Below are 22,609 nucleotides of genomic sequence, written 5' to 3'. Positions count from 1 at the left end.
CTCTGGGACGAAACAATCGCTCCAGAGCCTAAGGGTTTATATGATGCCTGCGCCTCCGGCTTCGGCCAGGCTCAGGCGCCGCTCGGGCTAGGGCCCGCGACCACCACGTCGGCGCGGTTATCGCGGAACGGGCCCAAAGATTCGTCAGTCCTCGTGCCAGCCGGTGATGATCGACTTGTAGTGGGTCGAGATCTTCTTGCCGCAAGAGGCCAGGTAAATGTGCGAAATCACGAACAGGATGATGCAGTAGGCGATGATGTAATGGGCCATCGCCACCGTCACCAGCCCATCGACGCCGAACAGCCGATCCGGCGCGAACTCGGGCCACAGGAAAAGCAGTCCGGTGATCAGCAGGGCCGGCATCGCCAGATACATGATGATCCAATACATGACCTGCTGGAGGGGATTGAAGTTGTTCTCGCGGGTCGACGGGAACGGCGTTTCCTTCCCATGGAAGATATCCCAGACATAGAAGCGCACCTGCAGCAGAGCCCGCTGAAGATAGCCATGCGGCTTCGGCACGAACTGCCACCAGTTGCCGGTGACGATGTTGCCGATGACGAACACCACATAGTTCAGGCAAAGCAGGACGCCGCAAACGTTGTGGATGCGCTGCGCCAGGTTGAAGTCGAGCAGTGCCGCGCCGGGATTGGCGAAATGCAGGGAAAGACCCGAAATCAACAGCAGCAGGAACAGCGCCGCATTGGCGAAATGCCACAGACGGATCCACAGCGGGAAGAGATATTCACGATGGGACATTATTTTCCTCCTTTCCGCAGCCTGTTCGAGACGAACCGCAGCAAGCCATGCCCGCCGAGACCGGCGACGACCAGAGCCAGAAGCACGAAGCTCGCCCAGTCGAGCCACTGATTGCGGGTGACGCCCAGAACATAAGCTTCGTTCAGGATGTAAGCGTTGATGAAACCGACGGGATTGATATGCGATTCCTCGACCTTCTGCCGGTAGAGGCGCGTCCGCAGAGACGAATTGGCGCTATGGCATTCGACGCAGCGTCGTTCGGCCTTGTCCTTGGGCAGGATGGCATGCGAAACGCCGGTGGCCTTCTCGGCCGTGTGGCAATCGACGCAACGAACCGCCTTCCAATGGAGTTCGGCGCTGGGCAGCCAGCCGTGAATATCGGCCAGATCGCGCCGCTTGTTGGGGGTGAAGCGGGCGAACTTCTCGTCGCTGTCATGGCAGCCCCGGCAATCCGCGTTGTCCTGCCGGACGACGGCCTTGGGCGAGGAAAGCTTGGAAACCTTCTGCCAGGCATGCGGATCATGACAGGACGCGCAGGTGAAGTCCGGCAGATTGGCTTTCACATGCACGCTGTCCTTGAATTCGGGAGCGATCTCGCGCACCTGCTTCTTGTGACAGTCCGCGCAGGCCGGCAAATCGGCATGGGCGCTTTCGCCATGCGGGTAGGAAGCGACGGCCTGGCCATGGCATTCCTTGCACGAGACGTCGGCATGCACGGATTTGGACAGCTTGTCCGCATCGATCAGCATACCGCCGAGCTTCTTCAGGTCCATGTCCGCCCGCGGCGGAGTCTTGAGACCCTGAGCGCTATGGCAGCTCAAGCATTCCGTCTTTTCCTGCTGGACTTTCTGGGCGGCGGCGGCATCAGCATCGTCCGCACGAACCTGGGAGGAAAACCCCACCAGGGCCACGAATACTGCCGTCATGGCAGTCAGTTTTGTGAGTCTCATAGACCCCCCAATCAACTTGGCAAATTACGGTCGAAGCCCCCCGACACGATATCGGCGGCTCCGGACCGTGGCTATCTGCCCGAATTCCGTCAGGAATGGTAGCACCAGTCCACAGGAAATGCGTAAGACCAGTAGGGATTAAACAATCCGAGTGGCAGAACTGTCACAGATTCGCCCAAATATGGAGCAGACGAGCTTCCATTCACCGAACCAGCCAACCATGACGCGCCCGGCCCGGTCATTTTTTAACTGTTGCGTATATTGAGCGCGCAACGCCGCCCACCCAAACGGAAATATTCTATTTCTAAAGAAACGCTTCATTCCGCCGCGCAGAAACTCCGTTCACGGCGCCAGGCGTGCCAGGCCAGCCCCAGGGCTCCCAACATCGTCACGACGATGAGGGCCACGCACCCCCGCCAGCCCGCGACGTGCCAGACGAGAAGCCCCGGCAGGACGGCACCGACACTGCCGCCGACGTAATAACTGCAGACATAGCAGCCCACCGCCGTCGCCTTGGCCTGGGCCGCCGCCTGGCCGACGAAGCCCATGGCGGCCGACATCATGGTGAAGGTTCCGGTGACGAAAAGCGCCAGACCAAAAATGATCATCGGCAGGCCGGATTGCAAAGTGGCCAGCAGACCGGCACAGGCGGTCGCCACCGCCAGGCTGGTCGCCTGGCGCCGACCGAACCGACGAATCAGGAAACCGCTCGCCGGCGTGATCGCCGCGCCGATCGGATAGACCAGAAAGATCATGCCGAGTTGCGACGGCCCCAGAGAGTAGGGCGCGTCCGCCAGGTGGAAGTTCACATAGGTAAAGGTCGCAACCTGGGAAAACAGCACGGCGAAGCCGATTCCGAACGTGGCCAGTAAAGCCGGGTTGCGCACATGCATAACCAATCCCTCGAGCCCGCCCACCGCCTTCACGGCGGCCTTGGCCCGATGGCGGCCGGCCGGCAGCCACGCCCAGATGGCCACGGCGCAGGCCAGCGTGATCAAGGTGAGCACGGCGAATCCGGCGCGCCAGCCGAAATGATCGGCAAGAAGCGCTGTCACGAACCGCCCGGCGAAACCGCCCAAGGCGGACCCGGCGATATAGAGACCCATGACATCGGCCGCCTCGGCCGGCGACCATTCCTCGTTCACATAGGCGACCATCGGCGAAAAGATGGCGGGAAGGAACAAACCCTGCATGAAGCGCCAAATCAGGATCTCGGTCAGGCCATGCGCGAAAATCAACAGGATGGTCGGGATCTGCAGCAGGAACGCCGCCGTCACGATGGTGCGCTTGCGCCCGATGCGATCGGCCAGCATGCCGACGAAGGGGGCGGCGACGGCGACGGCCAATGTGCAAACGCCCACGGTGGTGCCGGCCCCGGCCGGCGAGACGTGAAAACTTTCCGCAAGCTGCGGCAACACGGCCTGTGGCGCATAAAGGTCCAGAAACGCGCAGATGCCGGCGATGGTCACCGCCGCCCGCGCACGATCGAAGATCATAACGGCACTCCTTGAACGTCGCCCAGCATTGCCGCCTTCAGTCATTCCATCAATTTATATGTTATCTATCTGTGATATGAATTTAATATAAGCGGCAATCTCGATGAGGCGGACCTCGAGCGATTTGCGACCAGGTTGGGTCACTTACCCTTTCGTCATTGCCGGGCTTGACCCGGCAATCCATGGACCCCCGGATCAAGTCCGGGGGTGACGGAAAAAACGATGATTCAATACGATCGCAAACCGCTCTCGTTCGCCGGGCGAGTGGATCCGGGTCTTATGGAATTCAAACATCTCAAGGCGTTCATCGCACTCTCCGAGGATCTGCATTTCGGCAGGGCCGCCGTGCGGCTGGGCATCGCCCAGCCGCAACTCAGCTTGCAGATTCAATCCCTCGAAGCGGTTCTCGGCGTCCGCCTGTTCGAACGCAGCCGCCGTCATGTCGCGCTTACCGATGCCGGACGGCTGTTCCTTCCCGAGGCGCGGGCCACCCTGGCGCAAGCCGAGCGGGCCCGGCAGACGGCCTTGCGGGCGGCTCGCGGCGAACTGGGCCGCCTCGACATCGGCTTCACCGGATCGGCTCCCTTCAGCAACGCCATGCCGCACATCATCAGCCAATTCCGCAAGCGTTGGCCCGATCTGGAGATGACTTTGCGCGAAATGTCGACCAGCGACCAATTGCAGGCCCTGGTGGAGGGAAACCTGGACATCGGCTTCGTCCGTCCCGGCGAGCCCGGCGAAGCGGAAGGCGTCATCCTGCAAATGGTGCTTCAGGAACCATTGTTCGCGGTTCTGCCGGCGGATCATCCGCTGGCGGACGGTCCGTCGGTCTCGGTGGCCGCCCTGGCCGGACTGCCGTTCATCATGCATCCCCGCCATATCGGCACCGGCCTTTACGACAAGGTGATGAACCTGTGCGCCGTCGCCGGCTTTCGTCCGCGCGTTGCCCTGGAAGCCCACCAGATGTCGACCATCGTCGGCCTGACGGCGACCGGCCTGGGAGTGTCCATCGTGCCCGAGGCGATGCGCCGCATCCACGTCGACGGCGCCCGCTTCGTCCCGCTGGTCGAGACGGACGCCACCATGGTGCTGTCCGTCGCCCACCGCAAAGGCGACGCACGCGCCGTCATCCGCCATTTTCTCGGCGCCGTGGCGGCCTACCGTCCGGACGAGAACAAATGAAGGGAGGAGTTTGGGCTTTCATCACTCAGGGACGAAAAAAAGGGACAGCCCCGCCGGGCCGTCCCCTTTCACGTCGTCACCTAGGCTCTGGAACGAAACAATCGCTCCAGAGCCTAAGGGTTTATATGATTCCTGCGCCTCCGGCTTCGGCCAAGCTCAGGCGCCGCTCGGGCTTAAGGGCTTGGAGCGATAATTTCGCCCCAAGCCCTAAGGGGCGAAACCCCTCAGATGATGGCCACGGTCTCGGCCTGCGGCCCCTTCTGACCCTGGGTAATGGTCAGGCGAACCCGTTGGTCGGGCTCCAGGCTCCGCAATCCGGACTTTTCGAGAGCCCGGATATGGACGAACACGTCCTTCCCGCCGTCATCGACGGCGATGAAACCGAAGCCCTTGTCGGCACTGAAGAACTTGACCCGTCCCTCGACCGTCGGCCCCGGCTCGCCGCGCGGCGCGAAACCGCCTTCGCGCGGAGCGGAGGGGCGACGCGGCACGGCGGTGGAAACGTCCACCGAATGCACGGTCACCACCTGCGGCCCGCGTTGGCCCGGACCCAGATCGCAAACGACGGTGGTGCCTTCGCCCACTTCACCGACCCCGGCCCTCTCCAAAGCCGAGATGTGCAGGAAGGCGTCCGGCGAGCCATCCGTGGGCGACACGAAGCCGAAGCCCTTGGTGGCATTGAACCACTTCACCGTTGCCGAGATATTGGCCTGATCGACCGTCGGACGGTTGAAATCGGCCCTGGGACGCGAGGAGGGGGCGGGCGGCGGCTCGAATCCACCACCGAAATCGCCAAATTCGTCGCGGCGCTGACCACCGCCACGCCGACGATGCTCAGACCTATCACGCTGCCATGACATGTGTAGTGCTCTTTCCGTTCTGTTGTCTCTAATCTAAACAATCCAGAGGCTTGGCGACTCGCGTCTACCGTGGCGCCCTCCAGCCTTCCCGGTGCCACCGCCGGGTGTCCTCTTTCAAGTCAATACAAAATCAGCCTCTTCCTTACTCACCTTCTTGGCCGCCGCCCCACCAGCCAATCGCAAAAAGCGCCGCATGGCAGCGAAACGACAAATCATAGCATTAAAATCGGACTTTGACATCCGCTTCTTCTTCTCACCAATGGCCAATGTCGGTATTGCCCAGAGCAAACGCAAGATCAAGATTGAACTATCGGTGGCAGATCTCACCATATCACGTTCGGCGGGAAAAACTCTTCAGTCTCGGCGCCAAGCACCCAAGATCTTTGGGGGATCTTGACCAAGGATCTATTACCGGGGTGTGGTCGACTTTTCCGGCGGATTCCCGCCCGCGGCCAAAAAGAACAACAGCATCAACCAAAAGGAAATAGTGTTAACGGCCGAGAAGGCCATCGATTTCCCGTTGATCGAACCGGCTTTCACTACCGTGGATTATGGCGCTGGCGATATCCATCAACTTTTGCACGCCGCGCGAGGCATCGGAACAAACCATGCGCAATTCGCCGCCGTCTCCGCCCGCCTCGATCAACGGGCCCACGCGCTCGACCGTCATGGCGATCAGCACATTCATCTGCCCGATGACATCCTCGAACGGCTTACGGAAACGCTCCGGCACATGGTCATAGGCCTCCACCGCCAGATCCCTGTCGCGAAACTGGCTGTCGCGAAAATGGTCCTGATAGCTCTTCGGCTGCCAGGCCTGTGCATCCTCGAAACACTCCGGCATATCCGGAATCATCTCGAGCATCATGACGATTTCATTGAAATGATTGAGATAGTCGGTCGCAAGCAAAGTCTGCGGATTGATATTCGTCCCTTCGACCTTGGTGCTGAAGGCACGGAAACCCGCTTCCTCGTCCTGCTCCGCATCCCCGACGTTCACATTGCCCATTCCGTCCGCCCGTCCCCTCGGACATCCCGCGTTCCACTACACATGGTCACGTCGCCGTCACTCATCAATCGCTGCGCCCCCGATGGTAGGGATGATTGGCGAGAATGCATTCCGCACGATAAAGTTGTTCCGCCAACATTCCCCTGACCAGCATGTGGGGCCACGTCATCGCGCCGAACGACAGAAGCATATCGGCGCGCTTACGTAGATTATCACTATGCCCGTCAGCACCACCGATCGCAAAGATCAAATGGCTGCGTCCGTCATCCCGCCACGCCCCCAGCCGTTCGGCGAAGGCGGGGCTTTCCAATTGCCTACCTCTTTCGTCGAGGGTCACCAGGATGGCGCCCGACGGCACCTGCGCCAGCAGGAGATCGCCTTCCCGCAAGATACGCTCGGCAACCGGCAGAGGACGCTTTTCCTCGACTTCCTTCACGGTCAGGGACCAGGTCATGCGGCGGCGGTAATGCTCGAAAAGGTCGCGTTCCGGTCCCGGCCGGACTTTCCCGACCGCCGCCAGCAAAAGCTGCATCTGTCAGTCGTTCCGTTCCGTCATGCCGAGAAGGCCCCGGCCCTTTCCGAACCGCCGGCCGCCCCGGCCGTCTTTTCGGCGGGACGCACGCCCCACATGCCTTCAAGATTGTAAAAGCTGCGCACTTCGGGACGGAACAGATGGATGACGATATCACCGCCGTCGATCAGCACCCAGTCCCCCTGGGTCATGCCCTCGACCGAAACGGGCAGCCCCTGATGTTTCAGCTTTTCCATCAGATGGTCGGCCATGGCGCCGACCTGCCGCTGCGAACGTCCCGTGGCGATCACCAGATGGTCGCCCAACGACGAGCGCCCCCGCAAATCGATCACCACGGTCTCCTCGGCTTTGTCGTCGTCGAGCGAGGCGACGACGAGTTCGACCAGTTTGTCCGGGTCGAGCGGACGAAAATCCATCACGGAAATGGCTCACTCCTCTTTCAAAAATCGATCGTCACTGGCCGGCCTGACGCTGCCGGATCGCGGTCGCCGAAGCGGGATGGCGTTTCAGATGCAGAAATGCCCAGGCGGGCGGAGCCACACGCGGCAGCAGCACGCTTCGACGCACGGGCAGCCGGTGGCGGGCGTAACGTCGCGCGGCTTTTCCCGCCAGCGAACGATAAGAATATGGACTGCGATCGAAAACCGCAACGGCGACACGCCGAAAGATCGAGGTCCAGCGATCCCAATGGCAGATCTGGGCCAGATTATCCGCCCCCATCAGCCAGACGAACCGGGTCGCCGGGAAACGGCGCGTGAGAACGGCCAGGGTATCGGCGGTATATCGCGTGCCCAGACGCGCCTCGATACCGGTGACGCGGATCGCCGGATGGTTGGAGACCCGCTCGGCCTCCGCGAGGCGCACGGCGAAGGGCGCCATGCCGGCGGTCTGCTTCAGGGGATTTTGCGGGGTGACCATCCACCATACCTCGTCGAGCCCCAGACTATGCAGGGCCTGCAGGCTGATATGACGGTGCCCGTCATGCGCAGGATTGAAGGAACCGCCCAAAAGGCCGATCCGCTTGCGCCCGCGACCGCCCCAGGGATTGGGGGCGAATGGCGTCCGCCGGACGCCGCGACGGATGTCCAGGAAAAGTTGAACGCTCAGGGTCGGACCTGCCCGGAGCCTCTGACCACATATTTGAAGCTGGTCAGTTGCTCCACGCCGACCGGGCCGCGCGCATGCAGTTTTCCGGTGGAAATGCCGATCTCCGCGCCCATGCCGAACTCTCCGCCATCGGCGAACTGGGTCGAGGCGTTATGCAGCACGATGGCGCTGTCGACTCCGGCGAAGAAGGCCGCCGCCGCCGAGGGGTCATCGGTGATGATGCTTTCGGTATGATGCGAACCAAAGCGTTCGATGTGATCGATGGCGCCTTCCACCCCATCGACCACCTTGGCCGAGATGATGGCGTCGAGATATTCGGTCGACCAATCCTCCTCGCTGGCCGGGCTCACCCGGGAATCGACCGCCTGCGTCGCGGCATCGCCGCGGACCGCGCAACCGGCGTCGAGCAGATCCTTGACCAGCACCGGCAGATGGGTCTTCGCCACCTTGGCGTCGACCAGCAAGGTCTCGGTGGCGCCGCAAACGCCGGTCCGCCGCATCTTGGCATTGAGCAGCACCTTGCGCGCCATGACGAGATCGGCGGCGCCGTCCACATAGGTATGGCAGATGCCCTCCAGATGCTGGAACAGCGGGATGCGGCTCTCGGCGATGACCCGCTCGATCAGCGAGCGCCCGCCGCGCGGCACGATGACGTCGATCACGCCGCTCATCTTCAGCATGGCGCCGACGGCGGCACGATCGGAGGTCGGCACCATCTGGATGCAATCCTCCGGCAGCCCCGCCTCGGCCAGCCCTTCCTGCAGGCAGGCCAGGATCGCCTTCGACGAGCGGAAGCTTTCCGAACCGCCGCGCAGGATGGCGGCATTCCCGGATTTGAGGCACAGAGCCCCGGCATCGGCGGTGACGTTGGGCCGGCTTTCGTAAATGATGCCGATGACGCCGATCGGCACCCGGACACGCGCGATGTCGAGGCCATTGGGCCGCTGCCAGCGCGCCATTTCCTGACCGACCGGATCGGGAAGGCCCGCGATCTCCTCAAGGCCCTTGGCCATCGCCTCGATACGTTTGTCGTCCAGGGTGAGCCGGTCGAGCAAGGCGGCGGTCAGCCCCTTCGCCGTGCCCGCCGCCACATCGGCGGCATTGGCCTCGGCGATCTTGCCCCCAGACCGGCGCAGGGCCGCAGCGCCGGCCATGAGGGCGGCGTTCTTGCGCTCGGCGGGAGCCTGGGCGAGCAGACGGGCCGCCCGGCGCGCCCGCTCGCCCAGCTCGGCCATCACCTGATCAACGGCGGGAAGAACGGCACTCTTGTTCATGTTCGATCACCAAGTCGTCACGATGAATGATCTCGTCGGGCCCACGGTATCCCAACACACCTTCGAAGTCGCCACTCTTGCGCCCGATGATGCGCCGCGCGTCGTCGGCCGAATAGGCGGTCAGACCGACGCCCACCGGCCGCTCGTCGCGGTCGACCACGGCGACCGCGTCGCCCTTCTGAAAGTCGCCGTCGACCGCCACCACGCCGGCGGGCAGTAGGCTTCCCCCCTTGGCCAGGGCTCGCTTGGCTCCCGCGTCGACCTTGAGCGTCCCCTGCGGCTTGACCGATCCGGCGATCCATTGCTTGCGGGCCCGCAGCGGCTCGTCGGCCGAATGGAACCAGGTGCAGCGACCGCCCTCGGCCATCGTTTTCAAAGGATGCAGTCCCTTGCCGGGCGCGATGGCCATGCGGCAACCGGCGGCCAGCGCGATCCGCGCCGCCTGCAGTTTGGTGACCATCCCGCCGGAACCGAGCGCGCTGCCGGGATCGCCGGCCATCGCCTCGATCTCGGGCGTCAGTTCGGCCACGTCGGCGATGAAGCGGGCGGAGGGGTCCTGGCGGGGGTTGGCGGTGTAGAGACCATCGATGTCTGAGAACAGCACCAGGGTGTCGGCGCTGATCATCTGCGCGACGCGGGCGGCCAGCCGGTCATTGTCGCCGAAGCGGATCTCCTGGGTGGCCACGGTGTCGTTTTCATTGATCACCGGCACCGCCCCCAGACGCAACAGCGTCTCCAGGGTATTGCGGGCATTCAGATAACGCCGCCGGTTTTCGGTGTCGTCCAGGGTCAGCAGCAATTGCGCGACGCTCAAGCCGTGATCGGCCAGGGTCTCCTGATAGGCATGCGCCAGGCGAATCTGTCCCGTCGCCGCCGCCGCCTGCTTTTCATTGAGACGCAAGGGACCGGTGCCCAGGCCCAGATGACGGCGCCCGAGAGCCACGGCGCCCGAGGTCACCACGATGACCTCCTGGTTGCGGGCGCGGCAGGCCGCGATATCGTCGCAAAAAGCGTTCAGCCAAATTTTATTGATCTCGCCGTCCTCGCCGACGAGCAGGGAAGAGCCGATCTTCAGGACCAGCCGCTGCGCCGCGAGCAAAGGGATCATTCCTCGTCGTCTCCCGTCTGGCCGTCCCCGGGCACCTCGTCCCAATCGTCGTCATCCTCGTCCTGGTCGAGGGCGGGACGCCAGGGCACCGCCTTGGCGGCGCCGAGGGTGACGGCGGCGGCGAGGGGCCCCGTCCCGATGGCTTCACGGCTTTCCTTGATGCGTGCGAGCAGGGCGAACAGCACATCCTTGAGTCCGATGCCGGCGGCGCCCGACAGCGGGAAAACCCGCGCTTCGGCGGCGGCGGCCTTAAGGGCCGCCAGCTTGACCTCGATCTCCTCGGGCGTCAGGGCGTCGCATTTGTTCAGCGCCACCACCTCGGGCTTGCCCTCGAGACCACCGCCGTACTGATCGAGCTCGCCGCGCACCACCCGATAGGACTGGGCGACGTCCTCCTCGGTGCCGTCGATCAGATGCAGAAGGACGCGGCAGCGTTCGATATGGCCGAGAAAGCGGTCCCCCAGACCGGCGCCTTCGTGGGCGCCCTCGATCAGGCCGGGAATGTCGGCCAGGATGAACTCCTCGGATCCGACCAGGGCGACGCCCAGGTTGGGATGCAAGGTGGTGAAGGGATAATCGGCGATCTTCGGCCGGGCCTTGGTCACCGCGGCCAGGAAGGTCGACTTTCCGGCGTTGGGCAGGCCGATCAGGCCGCAATCGGCAATCAGCTTCAGGCGCAGCCACAGCCACATCTCCTTGCCCGGCCAGCCCGGATCGGCGCGGCGCGGCGCCTGGTTGGTCGAGGTTTTGTAGTGCGCGTTGCCGAAACCGCCGTCGCCACCCTTCAAAAGCACGATGCGCTGGCCGGCCTCGGTCAGATCGGCCACCACATCCTGGCGATCCTCGGAGAGAATTTGGGTCCCGACGGGCACCCGCATGACGATGTCGTCGCCCTTGCCGCCGGTCTTGTTGCGACCCTGGCCGTGGCGGCCCCTCTCGGCTTTGAAATGCTGCTGATAGCGGAAATCGATCAGGGTGTTGAGGTTGGCCACGCATTCGATGATGACGTCGCCGCCACGGCCGCCGTCACCGCCGTCCGGCCCGCCGAACTCGATATATTTCTCGCGCCGAAAGGCGCAGGCGCCGGCTCCGCCGTCACCGCTTTGGACAAAGATCTTGGCCTGGTCGAGAAATTTCATCTGAGCACCGTCCGACACATGAATATGACGCCAGCGCTTTTCCGTCGACGACGGAGAAGCGCCCGTAGCAGAACTTGTCGACGGCCCCTCAAGCAAAAAAGGGGAATGGCGAACCATTCCCCTTTTTCTCTGTCAGCGAAAGTGACGGGGAAGGGCCGCTCAGGCGGCCGGCTTCACCGACACGAACGTCCGACCCAGCGCCTTCTTGGCGAACTCCACCTGGCCTTCGACCAAGGCGAACAGGGTATGATCAGTGCCGATGCCGACATTGGCGCCCGGATGATAGACGGTGCCGCGCTGGCGAACGATGATGTTGCCGGGAATCACGACTTCGCCGCCGAACTTCTTGACGCCGAGCCTACGGCCTGCGGAGTCACGGCCGTTGCGGGAACTACCGCCAGCCTTTTTATGAGCCATGGATCAAACTCCTTTAATGACTGACGAAAGATCAGGCGCCGGCGATGCCGGTGATGCGGAGCACGGTCAGCTCCTGCCGATGACCCTTCTTGCGCCGGTAATTCTGGCGACGCTTCTTCTTGAAGATGATGACCTTGTCGCCGCGGGTCTGCTCGAGCAGCGTGGCAGTGACACTGGCACCGGCCACGAGGGGCGCGCCAATCTTGTCGTCGACCAGCAGAACCTGATCGAGCGTAACGGTGTCACCTGCCTGGCCGGGCAGCTTTTCGACGCGGATGACGTCGTTCGGGGCAACCTTATATTGCTTGCCGCCGGTCTTGATGACTGCGAACATGACCTTACTACCATTCACACAAACGGAACCCAGCGGGCCTAAAAGGCTCGCGGCGAGAGGCGGGAAATATACCGACCGCGCGCCTTCTGTCAACCAAGAATCTCAACCGTCCCGAGTCGACATATTCCACCGCCCATCAGCGTCAAAGCGGTTGCGCCGCCGAAAGGCTTATACTACATTCCGCGCTTCCCGAGCGGAGGGGTGCCGGAGCGGTCGATCGGGGCGGTCTCGAAAACCGTTGTACCTTCACAGGTACCGTGGGTTCGAATCCCACCCCCTCCGCCAGTTTATTCCAGTAAGCGATTGAAAGTTAGCCATTCCTTGCAGAGCAGGAATGGCTAACCCACAACCCAACCCACAATCGGACTCCGGCTTGTCGCGCACTTCGGCGTACGGGCGCGGCCAAATCAGCCCCCCATTATAAGCGTCACTATCGCAGGCTGGCAATTTCGCCGCTGCGTCCCTAATACTCTTCTCATGAGCAACACCGTACGCCCCTTGCCCGACGACGACAGCGCCGCAGAAATCGCGGCCGTTAAGGAAGGTTTGGCCGACGCCGACGCGGGCCGCACCGTTCCTTATGAGGGCGTGCGCCGTTGGCTCTTGTCATGGGGAACGGATAGCGAGTTGCCGCCGCCCTCACAGGGCCGCTCACCGATTCAATTTCAAGGGATCAGATCGCTCGTATCTACACGATGTGGGTGAGGGCCAAATATCCTTTCGGGAACCGGAGCATTCAGAGATTCGCCGCGCCTGTCGGAAGTGACGATGAATCCTCCGCCGCCAACCTTGGCGATCCGCTCGGCGAACAGGCGGCAGGCCGACGCGGTTAGGTTATCCAAAGACAATTTGGATTTGGTTGCGCTCAATTTCTGTATGACGGTTCGCCAACGTGGCTCTCTAAATCCAGAAGGCGCGTCCTCGACATTTCCAGGCTGTCACAAAGCATATACAGCACGTCCATTGCCATGGGCACGAGCCTGTCGTGCTTTTTCAAGATCAATTCCGAAACGATCATTTTTTGCCGAGAAATCTTGATCTCGCCTTCAAGAATATGTCGGCGTTCCATAGCGATTGCTTCTCGGCAAGACCATCCGCTCATTTCGCCCTCCGAGTTCTGACCCGCTATGATACTCCCGAATCAGCAATTTCCACCAATGAGGCGAATGCATGCATTGACTGGGTATTTTCCGAACCTTCCCGCTGTCAAAGGATGGCGCGACATTGTCATCGCGATGAGCACCAAATTACCAAGGGGAATGCGAGACAGTGCATCGCCCGCTACCTTGAGGAGATGAGTCATGGGCAGCACTGCTGACAGAATTAAAGACATTGGGCCACAGCCGCAATCGTTCGACATTGAACGCGCGACGAAGGCAAACACAAATTACCGTTCCGTCGCCTGGAGCGGGCGCTACCTGCAAGTGACGCTGATGTCGATCCCCGTTGGCGGAGACATTGGCCTTGAAGCGCACCCAGAGACCGATCAGTTCCTGCGCCTCGACGCCGGCAGCGGCCGAGTGCAGATGGGAGCCGCGAAGGACAAATTGACTTTCGAAAAGGAGGTTTCCGACGGCTGGTGCGTCCTCGTTCCGGCGGGGACCTGGCACAACATCACCAATATCGGCGCGACGCCAATGCAGGTCTATGCCATCTACGCGCCCGCCCATCACACGCCCGACAAGGTGCAGGCGACGGCGGCGGCGGCCGAAGCCGACAAAGACGACGAGCCGGCGGCCTGGTCAGTGCAGCCAAAACAGGCGCCCGACAAACACGGGTGATCCAATTGATCTGCAAGAACGGATCCGGGAAGTGCGGGGCAAAGCCCTTTTCCTCGGGCCGGATCCCCCTCAAGTCTATCGCCACACTTTCGACGTTGCCGATGTCCACCGCTATTTCTGTTCACCGCGCGAGGAATTGGGTAAACGCAACGCGCTCTAGAAGCGCCCCTACTCAAAATCCGTTTGAGTAGTTTCCGAAGCTGCTTCCAGGGAAACCGAACCCAGTAGAGTCACCGTGAATTTGGCCGTAGCAGGTGGGTTGCCGCTGACGTCGACACCGACGATGCCATGCAGTGTGCCGTTGCGGCTACCTCACCCGCACACCAAGGAGGTTGCCGTGCCGTTTGATCCGCTCGACTCGCCACTGCGCTACGATCCTACCATGGAAATCCCGGAGGAAGAGGAGGCCGAGACCGGTCGTGAATTGGTCGAAACTTTGCGCAAAATCGCCGAGACCACTTACAAAGATGGCGGCCACGCCCTCCGGGCGGTTCATGCCAAAAGCCATGGCCTCCTGAAGGCCGAACTCATCGTGGAAGAAGGCCTACCTGACATCCTCGCTCAGGGCTTGTTCGCCAAGCCTCTCCGCCATCCGGCGGTGATGCGCTTTTCGACCACGCCAGGCGATCTTCTCGACGATAACGTATCCACCCCGCGCGGCTTGGCCTTAAAAGTATTGGACGTCGATGGCCCCCGCCTACCCGGCTCTGAAAGTGCTCGCACACAAGACTTCCTTTTCGTGAACGGCAAGACCTTCAGCGGACCGAATGGGAAGGCCTTCTTGGACAGCTTAAAGCTTTTGGCCCTCACCACAGACAAAGGTGAAGGCTTGAAAGTTGCATTATCGACGGTCTTCCAGGCAGCCGAACGTGGGATCGAAGCTCTGGGCGGCAAAAGTGGCACAATTATCAGTCTGGGCGGTCATCCCGAGACAAATATCCTGGGTGAAAGTTTTTTTGGACAGGTACCATTTCTCTACGGTCCCTATGTTGCCAAGATCGCCGTCATCCCGGTCTCGGCTAATCTCACCACCTTGATCGGGGCCAAGGTTGATCTGCACCAAAAACCCAACGGACTACGAGAAGCTGTCATAGCCGCTTTTTCCGACGCCGGAGGCGAATGGGACGTGCGTATTCAATTAGCCACCAATCTGAAAGACACCCCAATCGAGGACTCTTCGAAGCTATGGCCCGAGGACAAGACTCCTTTCGTAACTGTGGCCCGCTTGGTTGCAGGCCCACAGATTGCTTGGAGCGAAGAGCGCCATGTGGCAGTAGACGACGGAATGGCCTTCAGTCCCTGGCACGGGTTAGCCGCTCACCGTCCCCTCGGCTCGATCATGCGCATGCGGAAGGCAGTCTATGAGATGTCCGCAGACTTTCGCTCGACCCGGAACCGCTGTCCCGTCCATGAGCCCGCTTCATTAGAGTCGATCGTAAACTAAGGGCCTGTTGATTCAATAATTTATCAACAGGCCCTTATACCAAGTCTCGATGAGAATGACTCATCGAGACTTGGTATTATAGGTCAACGTCGGACCCTTTCACGTGCCGTGCGTGAAGCGCCCGTATTTTGCCAAAGACCGTCTCCGCCGGGATGGCCCGATCCGGGTCGGCTTGCATGGCGGCGTCACGGTTCCGTCTGATACACCGCTCGGGCGATGGCACGGGCCAGGCAGTCCGCGGCGGCCGAACCCAAACGGGTCAATTGCGCCGCACGGTCGTTGGACTCGGCGGAGAGGGCTCGGCCATGGGCAACGGCGAACACGGTGTCGCCGTCGAAGGGCGTGTGAACGGGGCGAATGGCGCGGGCCAGCCCATCCTGGGCCATCATCGCCAGCCGTTTGCATTCGGCGGAGGTCAAATCGGCCGACGCGGCGACAATCGCCAGGGTGGTATTGCCGCCGACCGTCACACGGCCCAGAGCGCGCAAACGCGAGAGATCCGGCACCGGCTCGGTCGTATTCATTGGTGTCGTGGGACGACGTCCCCCGAACTCGTTATCGATTTCGAACGGCCATGCCCAAAACGTCCGTCCATCGGGCATGAAGACCGACCCCATGGGATTGGCGGCAACCAAGGCACCGACCGTGACGCCGTCTTCCAGCGCCAGCGAAGCCGAGCCGATCCCGCCGGTCCCCACGCCCGCCCGGGCCGCCCGACCAGCCCCGACCGCTCCCTGGGCAAACAGCTCCCCGGCCGCCGCGACCGCCTCCCGGCCCAAACGCCGGTACGGCGGCTCGTCTCCCCAATCGGTCCGGCTGAGATCGTTCAAATCATGCAACACCGCCGCCGGCACGATGGGAATCGCCGGCACGGAGCTTCCTCCCAGGCGCAGCCCCACCCGGCTCCGCGACAAAGCGTAGGTCACGCCATCGGCGGCGGCCAGACCGAAGACCGATCCTCCCGACAGCACCACGGCATGAACGCGGCCGACCAGGTTTTCGGAAGACAGCACGTCAATCTCGCGCGTTCCCGGCCCACCGCCGCGCACGTCCACTCCCGCCGCCCAGGCCCCATCGCACAACAGCACGGTCACGCCTGTCGGCGTTTGCTCGTCGGTGGCATGGCCGACGGAGAGACCGGGAATATCGGTAATCGAATTGAGCGGTCCGGGACGGGGACCGGAGGAATCAAGCATCACTCACCTTTCAGAACGAGATCAACGCCCGCCGGCCGTTACACTCGCGGATGCGAGAAGGGTTTCGAGCAGCGCATTGATGGCCTCCGGACGTTCCAGCATGACCTGATGAGCCGCCTGGTCCACGACATGCAACCGCGCTCCTGGCAGGAGAGCCGCCAAGTCTTGCGCCTGATTGGGAGGCGTCAGGCGGTCTTCGGCGCCGACCGCGATATCGATGGGCAAGGATAGCGCGCCAAGGCTTGCCGGGTCGAGACGAACCGCCCCGGAAAAGACCGCTTTGACCGTCCGCATGGCATTTCCCCGCGTGGCCCGCTCTTCGAATGCGACGAGATCGGGATCGGTGTCCGGGTGCCATGCCAAATGGCGGAAAGCCGTCGTCAGGCGCGGCCGAAGCCATTCGAGGACGAAGGCGGGCAAATATGCCATCGGCCCCAAAGCCAAGGGACGAAGAGGCGAAGGCGGAGCCAACAGCAAAACACCCGCGATGCGATTCAGCTCGTCCGCCTCGCGTAACGCCAGCAAGACAGCCAGGGTCAACAGGCAACCATAGGAATGGGCGACGAGAATGTTTCGTCGGGACCCGAAGCGACGGACGACTTCCAGATAGTCGCCGATCGTGAGAGCGCCGTCATAAGCATTCGGTCGGCGGGGTTGGGCGCTGCATCCGTGCCCCAGGCAATCCCAGGCGACCAGCCGAGCCCCCTGCGCGGCGAAATGGCTCCACTGACGGCGCCATTGATTCTTATTGCCGCCACCGCCGTGGCAAAAGAACAGGGTCAAGCCGTGCGCGCCCCCGTCATTGGCGAGCACGTAGCTCAGCATTCGGTCACGTTGGCCGTCGGCGGGGGACTGCGTGCGGATGAACAGCTTATCGTTGTCCGGGATGGAAGAATCGTCGGAGGTCATGGGCATGTCTCTTCTTGTCGAACTGCGGCGCGGCGGGCCGACAGCACCCGCTCGAGCGGTGGTGAGGAGGCCAACAGCGCCGTCGTATAGGGATGATGGGGATGGTCGAATACGTCGGCGGTCGCACCGGTTTCGACCACCCGGCCGTCCTTCATCACCATGACGCGGTCGGCCACCGAACGGACGGCGGCCATGTCATGCGAAACGAACAACAAGGAGGTTCCGCCCTGGCGCACGAGTCTCGTCAGCAAAGCAAGAATCTGCGCCTTGTTCGACGGATCGAGAGCCGACGTCGCCTCATCCAGCGCGATGACGTCCGGTTTGACGATCAGTGCGCGGGCTATGGCGATGCGCTGCCGCTGACCACCGGAAAATTGATGCGCCAGACGATCGGCGTGGGCGGCATCCAGCCCGACCGCCGTCAGCGCCGCCTCGACCAACCGGCGACGTTCGGCGCGAGACACCGGTACGCCACGTAATCCCAGGGACTCCGACACCACATCCTCAATTCGCCACCGCGGATCGAAGCTCCCGTAGGGATCTTGAAACACCACCTGAATTCGGCCTCGGAGGCGCCGGGTTTCCGCTCGGTCGCGGCTGGGAAACACTTCCCCGCCGATGAGCACCTCGCCGCCCTGAGGCGGAACCAGAGCCAGCAACCGGCGCACCAACGTCGACTTCCCACTTCCCGATTCACCGACGATTCCCAGAATTTCGCCGGATCGCAGGGTCAGACCGACGCCGTCGACCGCAAGCCTCGATTGGCGCTTCTTCCAGAAGGCCGAGCGAGGTTTCGGATATGTGCACCGGATCTCTCTGGCTTCCAAAATCGGCGGGGCCGCCTTGTCGATTTCCCCTTTCCGGTGAAACGGCGGCAAGGCGGCGGCCGAGACCAGCGATTGGGCATAGGGATGGCGCGGATGGTCCAACAGGGACAGTGTTTCCCCCTGTTCGATGATCTCTCCGTCGTGCAGGATCGCCATGTCGTCGGCGATCGAGGCGAGTGCCGTCAGATCGTGACTGACCAGGAGCAATCCCATTCCTTCGTTTCGCACCAGGCGGCGCAGCAGAGCGAGGATCGCCATCTGGGTGGCCGCGTCGAGGGACGCGGTCGGTTCGTCGGCGATCAACAGTTTCGGTTTCAGGGCGATGGCCATGGCAATGGCCAGCCGTTGCCGTTGGCCCCCCGACAGTTCATGGGGATAGCGTTTCGATGACAGGTAGGATGCGGGCAGTTCCACCAGTTCCAGAGCCTGGAGGGCCACCTCGCGGACTTGAGCGCGCGGCAATCGAGTGTGCAGTCGCACGGTCTCGATGATCTGCTCGCCGACCGTCATGATCGGATCGAGCGCGGTCAGGGGCTCTTGAAATACCATGCCGATATCCCGGCCTCGGATGGCGCATAACTCGGCCTCGCTGCACGCCTCCAACGCCACGCCGTCCAGCCGGATCGATCCCGAAAGCCGTGCTGCCCCATCCACCAGCCGCATGATCGAGAGCAGGGTTTGCGACTTTCCCGATCCCGACATCCCCGCCAATCCCAATATCCGTCCGGTCTCCAGCGAAAACGACAGGGATCTGAGGACCGGTTTGCGACCGATGGAAAGGCTCAGCGATTCGACGTCCAACAGCGCCATGTTTTCATTCCCCCGGCGAGCGGTGCAGGCGCCGCAAGGCCCCCAGACCGTCGCCCAACAAAGACAACCCCAGCACCGTCAGAACCACCGCCAGCCCGGGAAACAACGACAGCCAAGGGGCAAACCCAATCATTGTTTGAGATTCTTCCAGCATGCGCCCCCAGCTCGGCATCGGGGGCTGCGTGCCCAGCCCCACATAGGACAGGCCCGCATCGGCCAAAACGGCGATGGAAAGCTGGATGGTCGCCTGGGTTCCCAACAGTCCGAGAATATTGGGCAGGATATGAGTGAGGGAGATGCCCAGCGCGCTCCGTCCCGCCGATCGCGCGAACCACACATAGTCGCGATTCCATTGGCCGCGCGCCGCATTGCGGGTCAGCCGCGCGAACACGGGAATATTGAAAATACCGATGGCGATCACCGCATTCCGTGCGCCGGGGCCGAAACTGGCGGCGATCAGCACCGCCACCACGACGGCCGGGAAGGAAAAAACGACATCGCAGGCTCGCATCAGGATTTCGTCCACCCAGCTCCGCCCCGCCGCCGCCCACAGCCCCAGAGGCACGCCCAGCCCGATGCCGATCAGGGCCGCGGCCAAGGCAACTCCCAAAGCGCCGCGCGCCCCCGCCAGGATCATGGAAAAGATGTCCCGACCATAGGGATCGGAGCCGAACAAATGAACGCTGGAGGGCGGCTGCAGACGCTCGGCGATGTTCATCGCCGTGGGGTCATAAGGTGTCCAGAACAAGGAGAGCAGGGCCGCCGCGATCACGGTTCCGATCACCGCGCTTCCCAGGATAATACGAACAGGGGCCTTCATCGTTCCCGCCTCCCGCGCCAACGCGGATCCAGAGTGGCACAAGCCAGGTCGGCGAGCGCCGTGACCGACACGACGGCCGCCACCAGCACCAAAACCACCGCCTGCACGACGATCAGGTCGCGTTGCGTGACGGCTTGGAACACCAGACGTCCCAGACCCGGCAGGGAAAAGACATTCTCGACGATGATGCTGCCGGCCAGCAGAAACGCGGCCTGCATCCCCAACAACGTAAAGACCGGCACCAGAACGTTCGGCAGGGCATGACGGAAGAGCGCCCGGCGCTCGCTCATGCCTTTGGCACGGGCCGCGCGGACATAATCCTCACCCAGGGCGTCGATCAATTCGCCCCGCAGGACGCGCCCCAGGATCGCCGCCTGGGGCAATGCCAGCGCTATGGCCGGCAGCGTCAATCCACGTACCGCCGGCAGAAAGCCGCCTTGCCAGCCGGGAAATCCACCCGCCGAGGTCCAATGGAGATGCTGGGCGAACACCAGGACCAGAACCAGACCCAGCCAGAATTCCGGGATCGCCAGCCCCAATTGGGAAACGGCACTCAAGGTGCCATCGATCCAGCTTCCGCGTCGCAGCGCCGAATACAAGCCGATCAGGAACGCCAATCCGGAGGATAACAGGAGTGCGTAAATCGCCAGCGGCAGGGAAACCCGCAGCCTCTCGCCGATCAAATCGGCGACCGGCACCCCATAAGTATAACTGACGCCGAAATCTCCCCGTAGCAAACCGCCCAGCCAACGCAGATAGCGCGGGACGGCGCCGCCCTCCAATCCCATGCGGTGGCGAAGCGCGGCCACCGAATCGGGCATGGCGTCCATCCCGAGCATGTAACGGGCCGGATCGCCGGGAGCGATCTGCAGAACAACGAAGATAAGCAGGCTGGCCGCCACCAGGACTACGGCCAGCAATCCCAAACGGCCGAGCAGGTAGGTGGGACCGGCGCGCCACAACGCTCCCGACAGCAGGGCGATGGCCAGCACCGAAATGCAGGCGAGCACACCTCGCCAGGCCGCGTTGCCGGTGGCCCCGTCGGCCGTTCCATCGCCGGCCTCGATCGAGGTACCGGCCAAATCGACAAGCTGCACCGGCGTCAGATGCGACAGAGCGCTGACGCGAGCATCGCGCACCACGAATACCGGCAGATCGAACAGGAATACGTTTACGGCGTCCTCGGCGATCTTGATCTGAATATCCTTGAGCAGGGATCTTCGGTCGTCAGCTTCCGTTGCCGCATCGAGGCGATGAAGCAAGGACTGGAGATCAGGACTGTTATACCCAAAATAGTAATTATCTCGGCCATAGATGTTATAATCCATGGGTTCGATATGCGCGACGATGGACATATCGAAATCATGATGGATGTATACTTGCTCAAGCCAGGACATCCATTCAAGATTGATCAGATCGACATGCACGCCCACTTCGGCCAACTGGGCAGCGACGATCTCGCCACTGCGCCGCGCATAAGGGAGGGGGGGAAGCTTAAGGGAAACCGTAAAGCCGTGCGGATAGCCGGCGCTGGCCAGCAAAGCCCTCGCTTTCGCCGGATCGTGTGGATAACGCCCGGTTAAATCCACATAGCCCGGTTCCTGCGGCGGAAAATGGCTGCCAATCGGTTCGCCATAGCCGAACATCGCGCCGTCGATCACCGCCCGACGATCCACCGCATAGGACAAGGCTTGGCGCACCTGCAAATTATCAAACGGCGGCCGGGCATTGTTGAGCGCCATGATGGTCTTGGCCTGGCTCAATCCGGTATCCACCTTGAAGCGCGGATCGGCTTGCAGGGCGGCGATATTTTCGGGGGCGGGATATGCGTCGAAGGCATTGACGTCACCGGCTTTCAACGCCGCCAACGCCGCATTGGGGTCCGCGATGAACTTATAGACGGCCCGCTCCAACCGAGCGGGACGCCCCCAATAGGTGGGGTTTCGCACCAGGACGATGGAGTCGCCGCGCTTCCAATCGAAGAACCGGAACGGTCCCGTGCCGACCGGCGCCAATGCGTTGCCTGCTGCCGAAGCGGGCGACATCATCACCATCGGCCCCCACCCCAACACCTGAAGCAAGCGGCTATAAGGCCGATTAAGTCGCAGGATCGCGGTCTCGGCGTCAGGGGTCTCGACATGATCGAGGGCGGTCAATTCGGTTTTTTGCGGATTAATGGAATCGGCGGCAATGATCCGTTCCAGCGAAAAGCGCACCGCCTCGGCATTGAATGGCGCGCCGTCATGGAAGCGGACCCCTTGTCGCAAATGGAAGGTATAGGTCTTGCCGTCCGGCGAAACGTCCCACGACGTCGCCAGTAACGGTTTGACGACGCCATCCGCCTCCAGACGCACCAGTCCCTCGTAAACCGCGGGAAACAGCACTTGCGCCGTCGCCGAGGAAGCGGTGATCGTGGGATCGAGGCCGGTCGGTTCCAGTTGGCTGCCGATGATCAGCTGGTCGGCCGCGCGGGCTCCATCGGCCAGCGCCAGCAAAGCTACAAGAAAACCGGCGATGAAGAGCGGAATGCGCAGGAGCCGCGAGCCGATGCGAGCGGCGCCGAAGGGCTGCCGGAGGCATCCCGCCCGGCGAGAGAGGGGCGCCGACCGGGTTCGATCGGCGCGGACAGGTATGACCGCGTGGGCTTGGGACATC

At 62.4% G+C, this 22,609-nt stretch carries 23 protein-coding genes and 1 tRNA gene; 4 read left to right on the top strand and 20 right to left on the bottom strand.

The genetic code is table 11. The annotated features are described in order from the left end of the window. Window positions 1-144: 144 nt before the first annotated feature. The 3 genes from CWS72_RS11905 to CWS72_RS11895 form a co-directional block, all read right to left on the bottom strand. Window positions 145-759 (bottom strand): cytochrome b/b6 domain-containing protein, encoded by a 615-nt coding sequence (locus CWS72_RS11905; protein WP_101250834.1) that lies wholly within the window; start codon window positions 757-759, stop codon window positions 145-147. Beyond that, window positions 759-1,685, bottom strand: coding sequence for a cytochrome c3 family protein (locus CWS72_RS11900; protein WP_158240618.1), 927 nt, complete (start codon window positions 1,683-1,685; stop codon window positions 759-761). Before CWS72_RS11900 ends, CWS72_RS11905 begins: the two co-directional genes overlap by 1 nt. 341 nt (window positions 1,686-2,026) lie before the next feature. Then, the gene (locus CWS72_RS11895; RefSeq protein ID WP_158240617.1) at window positions 2,027-3,205 is read right to left on the bottom strand and encodes an MFS transporter; all 1,179 of its coding nucleotides are present in this window, start codon (window positions 3,203-3,205) and stop codon (window positions 2,027-2,029) included. Window positions 3,206-3,484: 279 nt separating this feature from the next. On the opposite strand from CWS72_RS11895, the gene CWS72_RS11890 reads away from it, so the two are divergent. Further along, window positions 3,485-4,387 (top strand): LysR family transcriptional regulator, encoded by a 903-nt coding sequence (locus CWS72_RS11890; RefSeq protein ID WP_158240616.1) that lies wholly within the window; start codon window positions 3,485-3,487, stop codon window positions 4,385-4,387. Between the two features lie 224 nt (window positions 4,388-4,611). On the opposite strand, the gene CWS72_RS28610 is transcribed toward CWS72_RS11890, so the two are convergent. From CWS72_RS28610 to rplU, 11 genes are all read right to left on the bottom strand, one after another. Beyond that, on the bottom strand, window positions 4,612-5,247 hold the full coding sequence (locus tag CWS72_RS28610; protein WP_101250830.1) for a cold-shock protein: 636 nt from the start codon (window positions 5,245-5,247) through the stop codon (window positions 4,612-4,614). Window positions 5,248-5,361: 114 nt separating this feature from the next. Further along, window positions 5,362-5,547: a hypothetical protein gene (locus tag CWS72_RS28205; RefSeq protein WP_146002723.1), complete on the bottom strand. Its 186-nt coding sequence runs from the start codon at window positions 5,545-5,547 to the stop codon at window positions 5,362-5,364. A gap of 190 nt (window positions 5,548-5,737) precedes the next feature. Then, window positions 5,738-6,256, bottom strand: coding sequence for a hypothetical protein (locus CWS72_RS11875; protein WP_241911698.1), 519 nt, complete (start codon window positions 6,254-6,256; stop codon window positions 5,738-5,740). Window positions 6,257-6,320: 64 nt separating this feature from the next. Further along, the gene (rlmH, locus tag CWS72_RS11870; protein ID WP_101250828.1) at window positions 6,321-6,788 is read right to left on the bottom strand and encodes a 23S rRNA (pseudouridine(1915)-N(3))-methyltransferase RlmH; all 468 of its coding nucleotides are present in this window, start codon (window positions 6,786-6,788) and stop codon (window positions 6,321-6,323) included. Between the two features lie 20 nt (window positions 6,789-6,808). Beyond that, a complete protein-coding gene (gene rsfS, locus CWS72_RS11865) occupies window positions 6,809-7,204 on the bottom strand; it encodes a ribosome silencing factor (RefSeq protein ID WP_101250827.1) in 396 nt (131 codons plus the stop codon). Between the two features lie 37 nt (window positions 7,205-7,241). Beyond that, on the bottom strand, window positions 7,242-7,871 hold the full coding sequence (locus CWS72_RS11860) for a nicotinate-nucleotide adenylyltransferase (RefSeq protein ID WP_101250826.1): 630 nt from the start codon (window positions 7,869-7,871) through the stop codon (window positions 7,242-7,244). A gap of 20 nt (window positions 7,872-7,891) precedes the next feature. Beyond that, window positions 7,892-9,169: a glutamate-5-semialdehyde dehydrogenase gene (locus CWS72_RS11855; protein WP_101250825.1), complete on the bottom strand. Its 1,278-nt coding sequence runs from the start codon at window positions 9,167-9,169 to the stop codon at window positions 7,892-7,894. Further along, on the bottom strand, window positions 9,138-10,277 hold the full coding sequence (gene proB / locus CWS72_RS11850) for a glutamate 5-kinase (RefSeq protein ID WP_101250824.1): 1,140 nt from the start codon (window positions 10,275-10,277) through the stop codon (window positions 9,138-9,140). The genes CWS72_RS11855 and proB overlap by 32 nt, the downstream gene beginning before the upstream one ends. Continuing rightward, entirely contained in the window at window positions 10,274-11,416 is a 1,143-nt protein-coding gene (gene obgE, locus CWS72_RS11845; protein ID WP_101250823.1) for a GTPase ObgE, read from the bottom strand. The genes proB and obgE overlap by 4 nt, the downstream gene beginning before the upstream one ends. A 159-nt stretch (window positions 11,417-11,575) precedes the next feature. After that, complete coding sequence (rpmA, locus tag CWS72_RS11840) at window positions 11,576-11,833, bottom strand: 50S ribosomal protein L27 (RefSeq protein ID WP_101250822.1); 258 nt, start codon at window positions 11,831-11,833, stop codon at window positions 11,576-11,578. Between the two features lie 31 nt (window positions 11,834-11,864). After that, the gene (gene rplU, locus CWS72_RS11835) at window positions 11,865-12,167 is read right to left on the bottom strand and encodes a 50S ribosomal protein L21 (protein ID WP_101250821.1); all 303 of its coding nucleotides are present in this window, start codon (window positions 12,165-12,167) and stop codon (window positions 11,865-11,867) included. Between the two features lie 195 nt (window positions 12,168-12,362). Here rplU and CWS72_RS11830 point away from each other — a divergent pair. Then, a tRNA-Ser gene (locus tag CWS72_RS11830) sits at window positions 12,363-12,452 on the top strand. A gap of 580 nt (window positions 12,453-13,032) precedes the next feature. On the opposite strand, the gene CWS72_RS11820 is transcribed toward CWS72_RS11830, so the two are convergent. Then, window positions 13,033-13,269 (bottom strand): hypothetical protein, encoded by a 237-nt coding sequence (locus CWS72_RS11820; RefSeq protein WP_146002722.1) that lies wholly within the window; start codon window positions 13,267-13,269, stop codon window positions 13,033-13,035. A 199-nt stretch (window positions 13,270-13,468) separates the two neighbouring features. On the opposite strand from CWS72_RS11820, the gene CWS72_RS11815 reads away from it, so the two are divergent. Then, entirely contained in the window at window positions 13,469-13,948 is a 480-nt protein-coding gene (locus CWS72_RS11815; RefSeq protein WP_101250818.1) for a cupin domain-containing protein, read from the top strand. A 337-nt stretch (window positions 13,949-14,285) separates the two neighbouring features. Continuing rightward, window positions 14,286-15,392, top strand: coding sequence for a catalase family protein (locus CWS72_RS11810; RefSeq protein ID WP_241911697.1), 1,107 nt, complete (start codon window positions 14,286-14,288; stop codon window positions 15,390-15,392). Window positions 15,393-15,577: 185 nt separating this feature from the next. Here the strand turns inward: CWS72_RS11810 and CWS72_RS11805 are convergent, their stop codons facing one another. Genes CWS72_RS11805 through CWS72_RS11785 form a run of 5 tightly spaced genes read right to left on the bottom strand, consistent with a single transcriptional unit; the run spans window position 15,578 to window position 22,608 of the window. After that, window positions 15,578-16,588: a P1 family peptidase gene (locus CWS72_RS11805; protein WP_101250816.1), complete on the bottom strand. Its 1,011-nt coding sequence runs from the start codon at window positions 16,586-16,588 to the stop codon at window positions 15,578-15,580. 21 nt (window positions 16,589-16,609) lie between these two features. Further along, window positions 16,610-17,497, bottom strand: coding sequence for an alpha/beta fold hydrolase (locus CWS72_RS11800; protein ID WP_158240615.1), 888 nt, complete (start codon window positions 17,495-17,497; stop codon window positions 16,610-16,612). Continuing rightward, window positions 17,494-19,134 (bottom strand): dipeptide ABC transporter ATP-binding protein, encoded by a 1,641-nt coding sequence (locus tag CWS72_RS11795; RefSeq protein ID WP_101250814.1) that lies wholly within the window; start codon window positions 19,132-19,134, stop codon window positions 17,494-17,496. The genes CWS72_RS11800 and CWS72_RS11795 overlap by 4 nt, the downstream gene beginning before the upstream one ends. Window positions 19,135-19,138: 4 nt before the next feature. Beyond that, window positions 19,139-19,954 carry an ABC transporter permease gene (locus tag CWS72_RS11790; protein ID WP_101250813.1) on the bottom strand — a complete coding sequence of 272 codons (816 nt, stop codon included), beginning with the start codon at window positions 19,952-19,954 and terminating at the stop codon, window positions 19,139-19,141. Further along, on the bottom strand, window positions 19,951-22,608 hold the full coding sequence (locus CWS72_RS11785; protein WP_101250812.1) for an ABC transporter substrate-binding protein: 2,658 nt from the start codon (window positions 22,606-22,608) through the stop codon (window positions 19,951-19,953). The genes CWS72_RS11790 and CWS72_RS11785 overlap by 4 nt, the downstream gene beginning before the upstream one ends. Between the last annotated feature and the right edge of the window lies 1 nt (window position 22,609).

The organism is Telmatospirillum siberiense (genome assembly GCF_002845745.1).
Taxonomy (GTDB): Bacteria; Pseudomonadota; Alphaproteobacteria; order Rhodospirillales; family Magnetospirillaceae; genus Telmatospirillum; species Telmatospirillum siberiense.
The sequence above is the reverse complement of the archived record's forward strand: the minus strand, read 5'-3'. Positions and strand labels throughout refer to the sequence as shown.

Bases quoted from the DNA above. Each gene is read 5' to 3' on its own strand.
- CWS72_RS11905 (WP_101250834.1), bottom strand. From the start codon at position 759: ATGTCCCATCGTGAATATCTCTTCCCGCTGTGGATCCGTCTGTGGCAT.
- CWS72_RS11900 (WP_158240618.1), bottom strand. From the start codon at position 1,685: ATGACGGCAGTATTCGTGGCCCTGGTGGGGTTTTCCTCCCAGGTTCGT.
- CWS72_RS11895 (WP_158240617.1), bottom strand. From the start codon at position 3,205: ATGATCTTCGATCGTGCGCGGGCGGCGGTGACCATCGCCGGCATCTGC.
- CWS72_RS11890 (WP_158240616.1), top strand. From the start codon at position 3,485: ATGGAATTCAAACATCTCAAGGCGTTCATCGCACTCTCCGAGGATCTG.
- CWS72_RS28610 (WP_101250830.1), bottom strand. From the start codon at position 5,247: ATGTCATGGCAGCGTGATAGGTCTGAGCATCGTCGGCGTGGCGGTGGT.
- CWS72_RS11875 (WP_241911698.1), bottom strand. From the start codon at position 6,256: ATGGGCAATGTGAACGTCGGGGATGCGGAGCAGGACGAGGAAGCGGGT.
- rlmH (WP_101250828.1), bottom strand. From the start codon at position 6,788: ATGCAGCTTTTGCTGGCGGCGGTCGGGAAAGTCCGGCCGGGACCGGAA.
- rsfS (WP_101250827.1), bottom strand. From the start codon at position 7,204: ATGGATTTTCGTCCGCTCGACCCGGACAAACTGGTCGAACTCGTCGTC.
- CWS72_RS11855 (WP_101250825.1), bottom strand. From the start codon at position 9,169: ATGAACAAGAGTGCCGTTCTTCCCGCCGTTGATCAGGTGATGGCCGAG.
- proB (WP_101250824.1), bottom strand. From the start codon at position 10,277: ATGATCCCTTTGCTCGCGGCGCAGCGGCTGGTCCTGAAGATCGGCTCT.
- obgE (WP_101250823.1), bottom strand. From the start codon at position 11,416: ATGAAATTTCTCGACCAGGCCAAGATCTTTGTCCAAAGCGGTGACGGC.
- rpmA (WP_101250822.1), bottom strand. From the start codon at position 11,833: ATGGCTCATAAAAAGGCTGGCGGTAGTTCCCGCAACGGCCGTGACTCC.
- rplU (WP_101250821.1), bottom strand. From the start codon at position 12,167: ATGTTCGCAGTCATCAAGACCGGCGGCAAGCAATATAAGGTTGCCCCG.
- CWS72_RS11820 (WP_146002722.1), bottom strand. From the start codon at position 13,269: ATGAGCGGATGGTCTTGCCGAGAAGCAATCGCTATGGAACGCCGACAT.
- CWS72_RS11815 (WP_101250818.1), top strand. From the start codon at position 13,469: ATGGGCAGCACTGCTGACAGAATTAAAGACATTGGGCCACAGCCGCAA.
- CWS72_RS11805 (WP_101250816.1), bottom strand. From the start codon at position 16,588: ATGCTTGATTCCTCCGGTCCCCGTCCCGGACCGCTCAATTCGATTACC.
- CWS72_RS11800 (WP_158240615.1), bottom strand. From the start codon at position 17,497: ATGACCTCCGACGATTCTTCCATCCCGGACAACGATAAGCTGTTCATC.
- CWS72_RS11795 (WP_101250814.1), bottom strand. From the start codon at position 19,134: ATGGCGCTGTTGGACGTCGAATCGCTGAGCCTTTCCATCGGTCGCAAA.
- CWS72_RS11790 (WP_101250813.1), bottom strand. From the start codon at position 19,954: ATGAAGGCCCCTGTTCGTATTATCCTGGGAAGCGCGGTGATCGGAACC.
- CWS72_RS11785 (WP_101250812.1), bottom strand. From the start codon at position 22,608: ATGTCCCAAGCCCACGCGGTCATACCTGTCCGCGCCGATCGAACCCGG.